Source organism: Nostoc sp. JL23, assembly GCF_017115065.1.
Classification (GTDB): domain Bacteria; phylum Cyanobacteriota; class Cyanobacteriia; order Cyanobacteriales; family Nostocaceae; genus Nostoc; species Nostoc punctiforme_A.
This window is the reverse complement of sequence record NZ_JABXKN010000153.1, coordinates 308,322-318,639: the sequence shown is the minus strand read 5'-3', so window position 1 is coordinate 318,639 and position 10,318 is coordinate 308,322. Positions and strand designations below refer to the sequence as shown.

The window sequence follows — 10,318 nt, the reverse complement described above, 5'->3', positions numbered from 1 at the left end:
CACGCCCAGATTTAACTGAGAGGTGCGGGGAATAATATCCCCCATCGACTCAACCACTGCCCGTCGCTGTTCGATGATGCCGTAAGCTTCTAGTGCATTTAGCTGTTCCTGTAGTGCGTCTGCTTTGATTCCCAGTACAGCAGCAATTCCCATTTTCTGGTTCAAGATGGACTCGGTAAGAACAGAACCTTCGCCTTTAAAGTCACGTTCCCACAGCTTGGCTAGGAAATATCCCACTAGGTAAGAGTTAGGTAAGTGGGCATTTCCAGCAACATATTTATCCTCTTTTTGAATGATAAACTTGCAGGATGCTAAAGCTTGAAACTCAGTGTATGCCCGCAAGATAAATTTGATTCTGTCAGCAATCACTTTGCTTTCTTCTTCAAATTCTGAAGCAATATGATACAATAATTCATCGCTAGTAAATTTACTATAACGAGGTAAGAACGTATATACAAAGTAAGGCCATCCACCCCAATCAACAGGATTTCCTGGTGTTTTTTGTAGTCCTTTATCACCAAAACTTAAATAAAAATGCATTAACCAGTCTGTAATATTTGACTCTAAGCCTGAGTCTAGTCGCAAGACAATTCCCCCTTCCCGACTGGGGCGATTATTCTTAATTAACCCTGCACGTACTGCCCAACTTTTTACTCGTCCTACTTTGCCATTGCCTAAACTTGTTTTCTCCATCAAATTAGGCAAGCTATCATTTAAACCTTTTTCTTGGGCAGCAGTATGAAGCAGTCTATTAATTTCGTCTTTTTTAAAGGAAAAAGAGCCATTAAAATGCAATTGCAATTTAACCATAATATATTTTCTAAATGCGAAGTTTAATTAAATATATTTTCCTGACACTAGATTCAAAATATGTATGAGATATTGACTACGAAAATATAGACAACTATTGAATTGTATATTACTAACTACTATATATACCACTTTAAATGTTGATATTAGAGTGCGTAGACAGACTCACTCTTTCCCTTTTACTTTTAGTTATGGAATCACCAATCGAAAGAATTAAACTCTCTCAAACAGCCAAAGACCAACTTACCAAACTTAAGCGCAGCACAAAAATCGACCAATGGAATATCTTATGCCGTTGGGCATTTTGTCGTTCCCTCGCAGAATCAACCACACCCTCCCCCGTCCCAATTCCCCAAGATAGCAACGTCGAAATGAGTTGGCGCGTTTTTGGCGGCGAAATGTCTGATATACTCCTCCTCGTCCTTAAGCAACGCTGTCACAATGACGGTTATCCCACCGACAAAGAAACCCTTGCTACTCAATTCCGCTTACATTTACATCGCGGTATTGGTTACTTAGCAGGCGATCCAAATATCAAGAAAATTGAAGATTTAATTGAACTAGCGGTTAAAAATTGAAAGGATATTAGTTGACTGTTAACTGTTCACTGTTAACTGAAACTAATATTATGCCTGAAGCGCTAGAAATTGAGCGTCATAGAGCTGCGATCGCTCGCATTGATATATCTCGCCCTGTACGATTGGCTATAGAAGGGTCAATCCTCAATCAAGACACCACTTTTTTTGACTACGGCTGCGGTTACGGTGGTGATGTGCAGCGAGTAAAAAATTTAGGTTACACCAGTGCAGGTTGGGACCCTTACTACTATCCAGATGTACCACGCACCGCCGCCGATGTGGTCAACTTGGGTTATGTCCTCAACGTCATTGAAGACTCAGAAGAACGCCGTCAAAGCCTGATCCAAGCTTGGGAACTCACCGGGAAAGTTTTAATTGTCGCGGCTCAAATACTGATTAACGCTCCCAGTAAAACCCAACTTGCTTACAATGATGGCATTGTGACGCGCCGCAATACTTTTCAGAAATATTACGAACAACAAGAACTCAAAACTTATATTGATGAAGTTTTAAATGTTGATGCAGTACCGATCGCACTAGGCGTTTACTTTGTTTTTCGAGATGAAGCTGAAAAAGAAAGCTACAAAGCTATCCGCTTCTTTTCTGCGACTTCTACACCGCGAGTCCGCATCCCCGTTAAGCGGTTTGAAGATTATCAAGAACAGCTGGAACCACTCATGGCTTTCTTTACCAAACGCGGTAGATTACCTGTCAAAGGAGAATTGGAAAATGAACAGGAATTACTGAATGAATTTGGTAACTTTCGCCGCGCCTTCGGTGTAATTTTACAAGCTACTGATGAGGCTGAATGGGATGCGATCGCTTATCGTCGTTCTCTGGATATCCAAGTGTATCTCGCCCTGACCCACTTTGATAAACGTCCTGCATGGCAGAAACTAGCCCCAGAAATGCGTCACGATATCAAAGCCTTTTTTAGTAGTTATGAAGAAGCTTGTCAAGTAGCCGACCAAAAGCTTTTCAGTTTAGGTAAACCTGGGGTGATTCAAACTGCTTGCGAAAAAAGCAAAATTGGTAAACATACACGCGGTGCTATTTACGTCCATGTTTCCGCATTAGCAGCACTTGACCCCGTGCTGCGAATTTGTGAAGGTTGCGCTAGCCGCACCATTGGCCGTATCGACGAAGCCACGTTGATCAAATATCACACTGATAAGCCGCAAATATCCTATCTGTCTTACCCCGAATTCGACACTGATCCTCATCCAACGTTAAAAGCCAGCATAGGTATTGATTTAAAAACCCTAGTCGTCACTCATCGAGACTATGCAACTAGGGAAAATCCACCGATTTTGCACCGTAAGGAAACATTTGTTACCAGCAACTACCCACACTACGAGGAATTTGCTAAACTCACCCAACAAGAACAGGAATTAGGGCTGCTTAACCAAAAAAGCGACATTGGTACGCGTGAAGGTTGGGAAAAATGCCTTGCCACACACAGAGTAGAAATCAGGGGGCATCAGGTTTATCCAATTCAAGAAAGTTAATAAAACGCTGACAGTATAAGGTTATCCTGAATTTGTATTTAACCCAAGTAAATCTTGGTAGTTTGTCATGTTTGCAGGAAATCATACAGCAGCTATGGCAGGTTTCAATACCCGATCGGGATTAATAAAGAACTGCTACCGCTCCGATAATTCAAACCTTTATAGGTACTAGTTACATGATATACTTTTGCATTTCCTCGTTGTATTTTATTGATATTTCCTCAAAAGAGGCAAAAAGTTGAGAATATGAGGAAAATTAAATCGCTGCTGGGAGTTTTCGGTAGTCGCAAGATGGCGGCTTTATTATTTTTAGGTTTTTCATCGGGTTTACCATTATTGTTAATTGGTAATACATTAAAGGCTTGGATGACCGTAGAGAAGGTAGATTTAGCCGCTATTGGTTGGTTTAGCCTTGCCAGTTTGCCTTATTCCTTAAAATTTTTGTGGTCGCCGTTGGTAGACAGGTTCACCTTACCAATTTTGGGACGACGACGGGGTTGGTTAATTTTGACGCAGATTGCTTTGATTGTAGCGATCGCATTCATGGCTTTCCAACAACCCAAACAAGCATTACAGCTACTAGCAATCAACGCCATAGTCATTGCCTTTATTAGTGCGACTCAAGATATTGCCGTTGATGCCTACCGTACCGACGTTTTAGAAAAGCTAGAAATGGGGGCTGGTGCAGCAGTTTTTATCTTAGGTTATCGAATTGCCCTGTTAGTCGCAGGTGCTTTAGCCTTGATACTTGCCGACAAACTGCCTTGGTCATCGGTTTACTTGTTTATGGCAGGGACGATGGTAATTGGTATTTTTGCCACCTTGTTCGCACCGGAACCCAAGGAAATTAGCCCTCCAGCTTCTCTCGTTGATGCTGTCATCTTGCCCTTTGGGGAATTTTTTCAGCGTCAAGGGATTATCAAAGCTATTCTCATGCTTGCATTCATTACCCTATACAAGCTAGGTGATGCTTTGTTGAGCAATATGACCACACCTTTTTTGCTGCAAACAGGTTTTACCAAAACCGACATTGGGGCAATTCAAGTGGGGATGGGGTTAATTGCGACGATTGTCGGTGCTTTAGCAGGTGGTTCAATTTTGAGTGCTATTGGCATCAATCGATCGCTTTGGGTTTTTGGTATTCTACAAGCAGTAAGTAATTTAGCTTACTTTTTTTTAGCATACATCGGTAAAAACTACCAAGCTATGGTACTTGCCATCAACGTAGAACAATTTTGTGGTGGATTGGGGACAGCAGCCTTTGTTGCCTTTTTGATGAGTCTTTGTAACCAGCGGTTTTCCGCAACCCAATATGCTTTGTTATCCAGCTTAATGGCTGTCAGCCGCGATATTCTGTCGGCCCCTGGAGGCGCGATCGCCCAAAGTACGGGTTGGCCTGTATTTTTCTTAATTACCATCGCCGCCGCCGTACCAGGACTACTCCTATTACCAGTATTTGCCCCCTGGAACCCTCAGCCAGTGGCAGTATCCAGACCAGGACTTGAGGACGAAGAAGAGGATATATGGGGAATCAAGTAGTTATTGCTGTCGGTACATTCATCCTCTTACTTACTGGTTTATTGCTTGGCTATGTTCTCTCACAGTTAGTTCTAGGATTTCTAGCATTTAACCTTTTAACTTTTTTCGGAACACTCAGCCTAATTTTAATTTTTGGTACACTTTATTACGTTTTATTTTGGCAGTTGCGGAGAGAGCAATCCCGACCATCAACTCCATCAAGCATAAATCAAGGGATACCAACCCAGGTAGAGGAGGGTTCATCTGATAGTTATCTCAAAAACAGGCTAATCGCTAAATTATCCGGTGATACTGCCGCTGCCGAACGGTTAATTCAACAGGCAAAAGAGACTTATCCTGGGATGCCGGAGAATTGGTATTGCGAAAGAGTACTTGACGACTTGGAGAGCGATCGCCAGAGGGAGTAGGGAAGCAGGGGAGGCAGGGGGAGAGAAGTATTGCCCAATGCCCAATGCCCCATTTCCAATTCCCATGCACAGAAAATTGCTAAAATAAATCAAGAATACTTCACAAATCTTCAGCTAGGTTCTCATAAAAGTTCCTAGCTTCTTGCAATTAAAATATGGCTATTTTTCGTCAATACATCGCCCCACTGCTTGCAGTATTAGTATTTTTCTTTGCCCTAGTGGCAGTCAGCGCCCGCATCTTTTTACCCTCCGATATGGCAGCACCCGCACCCATTGAAGAGGTGGGGGTAAGTTCTCAATCTACTCCAAGTGATTTACCACCAGCAGCACATAACGCGAGCTAGCTAAGTTAATAAACGTATTTAAGTGTCTGAGCAATTATTACCTGGATATATTATTCGCCGTGGCTCACTTTTGGAGCGATCGCTGCTGCTTAAATTCATGCAGCGAACTTACCAGGATCTATTTCCCAATGAGGATTTTTCCCACCTAGAGCAAACAGTTAAGCAATACTTTTCTAGCGATACGCCCTTGTGGTGGGTAGAAGAGGAGGGGAAGCAGGGAGCAGGGAGCAGGGGGCAAGGGGAAATTCCTCTCCATGTCTCATTCCCAATGACTAATGCCCATTCACCCATAGCCTGCCTTTGGGTGGGCAATGCTATAGATCAATTACATGGGAACCGTCATGCTCACATCTTTATCCTCTATGTTGTACCAGAACATCGGCGGCGGGGGATTGGTACAGCTTTAATGCAATATGTGGAAAATTGGGCTATTCAAAGAGGCGATCGCCAAATTGGACTGCAAGTGTTTCAATCAAACAAACCCGCATTGAATCTTTATAATCAATTAGGTTATCAAAGCCAATCCATCTGGATGGTAAAATTCCTGAGTGCAGAAAAATAAACTCAAGAATAGCGATAACATACTGTAGCGTCTGAGTTATAGAGGTTCTCGTTTGGATAAAACTCAACGAGGAAGAAAGGAAAATGTATAAGAACCCAACTAATATATATAAAGCTTTAACTTATTAGCGCGGGGGATTATGTGTTAATCCCTTTTCGGGATTGAAATCAAATTATGTATGACGAAGACGATCTAAGCCTACTCGATATTGAGGAGGAGCTAGAAAGCCCCTTAGATAAAATAGAGCCGCTAACTGCCGAATCAGTTGTGGCAAAGCCCGATCCAGAACTGATGCTAGCCTTGCTGGAAAATCCCCAGGCCCAGCAAAGAATGTTAGCGGCGCGTGCTTTTTGTGATATTGAAGATGCGCGTGCTACCCCCCATCTGATTCGCCTGTTAACTGATACCTGTCCCCTAGTGCGGGTAAGTGCAGCCTATGGCATCGGACGCAATCCCAGTTTAGAAGCAGTGAGTCCATTAATTGCTCAACTAAACAGTGATTGGAATGGCTATGTGCGTAAAGGTGTAGTTTGGGCTTTAGGAAACTGTCGCGATCGCCGTTCTTTAGCACCTTTAGCAAACGCCCTCAGAACCGACATTTCCGCAGTGCGTTTGTGGGCTGCTAGCGCCTTAGCACAGATGGCAGAAGTCGGTTATGAAGCAGTTATAGGCGCAATACCACCATTAATCGAAGCCTTAGTCCAAGATCCCGTAGCAGCGGTGCGGAGTAACAGTGCTTGGGCAATTGGTCAACTGTGCCGCGAATTGCCTTCTAATGTAGTTTATGCCACAGCGATCGATGCCCTAATTCAAGCCTTTGCCGAAGATCAAGATTTGGGAGTCCGGGAAGACGCCAAAGCCTCACTGTTAGGAGTGGGCGATCCCCGTGGCTTGCAGCTGATTGAAACCCTAGAACAAGAAGGGTGGTTTTGATTGGGCATTGGGCAAAACAGTACTGAGTGCTGAGTTAGGAGTAGCCCGGTGACAAATGAACATACGTTGTTTCAGCGCTACTATCTTGAATCCTCCACTCAGATTTTGGGCTTTCTGAAAGTTGAAATAACCAATCTTCGTTCCAAATTTCACCACCTTGAAAGGGCTAGAGTTAGGAGTTTTCTTTTGTCCCCTTGCCCCCCTGTCCCCTGCCCCCTGCCTCTTACTGTCCTTCAGCTACAGGTTTGACCAAATTTAAGTCATAAGGGCGCTCAGTATCATCTTCACCCAAATATTCACCATTTTGAATTTCCAGAATAATTAGCGGAATATGTCCAGGATTTTCTACCTTATGTAGTGTTGCTGCGGGGACATAAGTTGATTCGTTTCGATTCAGTAATATTTCTGCATCGCCACAAGTCACCTTTGCCACACCGGAAACTACAACCCAATGTTCATTCCGGTGATAGTGAATTTGTGGTTTAATGCCATGCCTGGGCTTGATTTCCACACGACTAATTCTATAGGTTTCTCCCTCTTCGATTACCTCTACCTCACCCCAATATCGTGTACCTGAATGTGGAGATAATTCGTTGATATTTGACTGAGTATTATTTTCATTGGGAGTCATAATTCATTTCTCAACCAGATAAGTATTAGTATTTATCAGTAATTTACCGTAAAGGAGATAAACCTGGGTAGGAAGATGCAGTCACAACGTCTCTATTGATGACAACTGCTCTAACTTTACTTGAGGCAACAGATCCTATCCGTAAATTTCTAAATGTTTGAAGGCGTGAATTGTTCACTCCCCCGTATACTGAATCCGATAAATCCGATTATTGGCTTCTTCTGTTAGTAGTAAACTGCCATCTGGCAACACGAGTAAACCTACAGGCCGTCCCCAAGTGCTGGGTACAGAAGGATTTAGCAAAAATCCTGTGAGAAAGTCTTCGTAGTAGCCAAGCGATCGCCCTTTAGCATCGAAGGGAACAAATACAATTTTATAACCAGTGCCGCGATCGCGATTCCAAGAACCACGAAAAGCCGCAAAAGCACCGTTCTGGTATTTTTTTGGAAACGTTTTACCATCATAAAACTGTAAACCCAATGCTGCGGAGTGCGCCTGGAACAGTACGTCTGGCGTTTGAGTACGGGCTACTAAATCAGGACGTTTACTTTTGTCATCCGTCTTTTGCCGCGGATCGAGGTTGTTTGGTGTTAGATAAGCATAGGGCCAGCCGTAAAATGCCCCCTGTTTAACACGTGTCAGATAGTCTGGAACCAAATCATCGCCAATTCCATCCCGTTCGTTAACAGTGGCATAAAGTTCCTTAGTTACAGGATGAAAGTCTAAACCAACAGGGTTACGCAAACCAGAAGCGAAAGTTTGCTGCTGGGAACCATCCAAATTCATCACCTGTATCGAAGCCCGTGGTAGGGGTTCTTCATCCACATTGGTTCCTGAACCAACTGAAATATATAATTTATTGCGATCGGGTGAGACAACGACATTGCGTGTCCAATGATTGTTATAACCTTGAGCGGGCAAGTCGGCAATTTTTTCCCCCTTACCTGTAATCTTGTTTTGATCTTGAGTATAGGGAAAACGCACCACAGCATCTGTATTCCCCAGAAAAAAGGAATTATTTACAAAAGCCATTCCAAAGGGTCTATTGAGTCCGTTGTCACTACTAGCAAATGTTTCTCGAACGTCAGCTACACCATCAGCATTGCTGTCACGCAACAAACGAATGCGGTTTTGCCCGGTTTCAGTCACTAAAACATCACCATTGGGGGTTAAAGCTAGCCAGCGTGGGGCATCTAAACCTTCAGCAAAGACGTTTACTGTAAAGCCTGGTGCTACGCGCAGCACCGGATTTTGTGGAATGGACACAACTTCAGGCCGCTTGGAGGCGCTTTCTGTTGCGAAGGGTGCTGGTAAATTCTTCAGATTGATGCGGATGGGTGTAGGTGAAAGTGCTTCAGTACGGACAATATTTTTTGGCTGTGTAGGATTCTGTGTCAGTTGGGTAGAAGGTACAGATTTTTGAGGTGTGGGATTATCTGAGTTAGCGCGAGTCTGGTTACAGGCTGCTGCCAAAATCATTAAAAAAATTGACAGCAAAAAACGCGCAGGAACTTTCATGGTGGTAGACACTATACACAATGTTCCTACTCTAGACTTGAGGCTTAATAATTGTCGCCAGTCAAAAGTTTGATTTTTCTTAGTTAGTCAATCTATTAACAATTCAAAAATAAAGCACTAGTACCGCAAGGCGGAATTAAAAATTAAAAATTAAAAATTAATACAGCATAAGGGTTTCGTTGATTTGAAATGATTGGTTTATTTCCACCGTGTTGTACTACTAACTAGATTCTATTCCCGATGCCCAATGCCTAATATTTACACATACAAGCATTTGTTAGTAAACAAGCAATTTTCAAATTCTGCTGCTGGTAAGGGACGACTAAATAGAAAACCTTGCATAGAATTACAGTTGTGTTGGCGTAAAAAAACTAGTTCTGCTTCTGTCTCTACACCTTCAGCTACTACATCTAGATTGAGATTATGAGCCATTTGAATTAATGCTTTAGTGATGGCTGACTTTTGCGAATCTTTAGCAACATTATGGATAAAATAACGGTCTATTTTTAATGTATTAATTGGTAAGTTTTTCAAATAAATCAAAGAAGAGTAACCAGTACCAAAATCATCGATCGCAATTTTTACACCCAAAGATTGCAATTTGCTCATAGTAGCGATCGCACTATTTACATCCTGCATAATCATACTTTCAGTGAGTTCTATTTCTAGGTCATGTGGTTCTAAATTATTGACAGATGTAAAATTGACTAAATTATGAATGAAATCTGGCTGATTAAATTCAATTGCTGACAGATTTACAGCAACAATCAATGAATGAATTCCAGCATCCCGCCAGCTTTTAATTTGTTGGCATACCCTTTTTAATACCCATTTCCCAATCGGAATAATTAAACCTGTAGACTCTGCTAACGGAATAAATTCTGTTGGATAAATCATTCCTAATTCTGGACTTTGCCAACGCAATAAACTTTCAGCACCTACTATCTTTCCAGATGCAATATCGACTATTGGTTGATAATAAATTTCAAATTCTTGAAAATTATGTTGTTTTATAGCTCGGTGTAAGCTAATTTCTAACAACTGCATTTTTGGAGACAAGTTATTATTTACAATCTGAGGAGATAAATACCGTTTTAAAGTAGCGTATTTTTCCAACCTGTTCATGATGGCACTCAATAACTCAGCTCGAGTGAATGGCTTAGTTATATAGTCATCTGCACCCATATCCATACCTTGACGGAAGTCAGATTTGGCGGATTTGGCAGTGAGAAAGATGAAGGGAATTGTTGCCGTTGATGGCTCTTGACGTAATGCTGTTAGGACACCATAACCGTCAATTTCTGGCATCATTATATCACAAAGAATTAAATCAGGAACTTCGGAGATAGCCAAATGTACCCCGATTCTGCCATTAGCCGCAGCAATAGTTTCAAAATCCTCAGCTTCTAGCAAATCTAAAAGGTTTTCACGGACTGCTTCTTCATCTTCTATTATTAAGATTTTGGGCATAAATTACCTCTTATTTAT

Annotated in this window: 11 protein-coding genes; 7 read left to right on the top strand and 4 right to left on the bottom strand. The window is 42.2% G+C overall.

Going from position 1 to position 10,318, the window contains the following annotated elements:
- Window positions 1-810, bottom strand: an 810-nt coding sequence (locus HWQ42_RS34165; protein WP_292820260.1) for a hypothetical protein, incomplete at its 3' end; no start/stop codon positions are given.
- A 191-nt stretch (window positions 811-1,001) separates the two neighbouring features.
- Here HWQ42_RS34165 and dndE point away from each other — a divergent pair.
- The 7 genes from dndE to HWQ42_RS34130 all read left to right on the top strand — a co-directional run bounded on the left by dndE (window position 1,002) and on the right by HWQ42_RS34130 (window position 6,681).
- Window positions 1,002-1,388: a DNA sulfur modification protein DndE gene (dndE, locus tag HWQ42_RS34160; protein ID WP_292820257.1), complete on the top strand. Its 387-nt coding sequence runs from the start codon at window positions 1,002-1,004 to the stop codon at window positions 1,386-1,388.
- A 50-nt stretch (window positions 1,389-1,438) separates the two neighbouring features.
- Window positions 1,439-2,896: a DNA phosphorothioation-associated putative methyltransferase gene (locus tag HWQ42_RS34155; RefSeq protein WP_292820254.1), complete on the top strand. Its 1,458-nt coding sequence runs from the start codon at window positions 1,439-1,441 to the stop codon at window positions 2,894-2,896.
- Between the two features lie 246 nt (window positions 2,897-3,142).
- Window positions 3,143-4,435 (top strand): AmpG family muropeptide MFS transporter, encoded by a 1,293-nt coding sequence (locus tag HWQ42_RS34150; RefSeq protein WP_181852863.1) that lies wholly within the window; start codon window positions 3,143-3,145, stop codon window positions 4,433-4,435.
- Window positions 4,420-4,842 (top strand): ABC transporter permease, encoded by a 423-nt coding sequence (locus HWQ42_RS34145; RefSeq protein WP_292736726.1) that lies wholly within the window; start codon window positions 4,420-4,422, stop codon window positions 4,840-4,842. Before HWQ42_RS34150 ends, HWQ42_RS34145 begins: the two co-directional genes overlap by 16 nt.
- A gap of 155 nt (window positions 4,843-4,997) precedes the next feature.
- Window positions 4,998-5,186, top strand: coding sequence for a hypothetical protein (locus HWQ42_RS34140; protein WP_094353026.1), 189 nt, complete (start codon window positions 4,998-5,000; stop codon window positions 5,184-5,186).
- 22 nt (window positions 5,187-5,208) lie between these two features.
- Entirely contained in the window at window positions 5,209-5,748 is a 540-nt protein-coding gene (locus HWQ42_RS34135; protein ID WP_292820250.1) for an N-acetyltransferase, read from the top strand.
- Between the two features lie 174 nt (window positions 5,749-5,922).
- Window positions 5,923-6,681, top strand: a complete 759-nt coding sequence (locus tag HWQ42_RS34130) for a HEAT repeat domain-containing protein (RefSeq protein WP_292736732.1) — start codon at window positions 5,923-5,925, stop codon at window positions 6,679-6,681.
- Window positions 6,682-6,904: 223 nt separating this feature from the next.
- On the opposite strand, the gene HWQ42_RS34125 is transcribed toward HWQ42_RS34130, so the two are convergent.
- The 3 genes from HWQ42_RS34125 to HWQ42_RS34115 form a co-directional block, all read right to left on the bottom strand.
- Window positions 6,905-7,312 (bottom strand): phosphomannose isomerase type II C-terminal cupin domain, encoded by a 408-nt coding sequence (locus HWQ42_RS34125; RefSeq protein ID WP_181928464.1) that lies wholly within the window; start codon window positions 7,310-7,312, stop codon window positions 6,905-6,907.
- Window positions 7,313-7,486: 174 nt separating this feature from the next.
- On the bottom strand, window positions 7,487-8,830 hold the full coding sequence (locus HWQ42_RS34120; RefSeq protein WP_292820247.1) for a sorbosone dehydrogenase family protein: 1,344 nt from the start codon (window positions 8,828-8,830) through the stop codon (window positions 7,487-7,489).
- 258 nt (window positions 8,831-9,088) lie between these two features.
- On the bottom strand, window positions 9,089-10,300 hold the full coding sequence (locus HWQ42_RS34115; protein WP_292820244.1) for an EAL domain-containing response regulator: 1,212 nt from the start codon (window positions 10,298-10,300) through the stop codon (window positions 9,089-9,091).
- Between the last annotated feature and the right edge of the window lie 18 nt (window positions 10,301-10,318).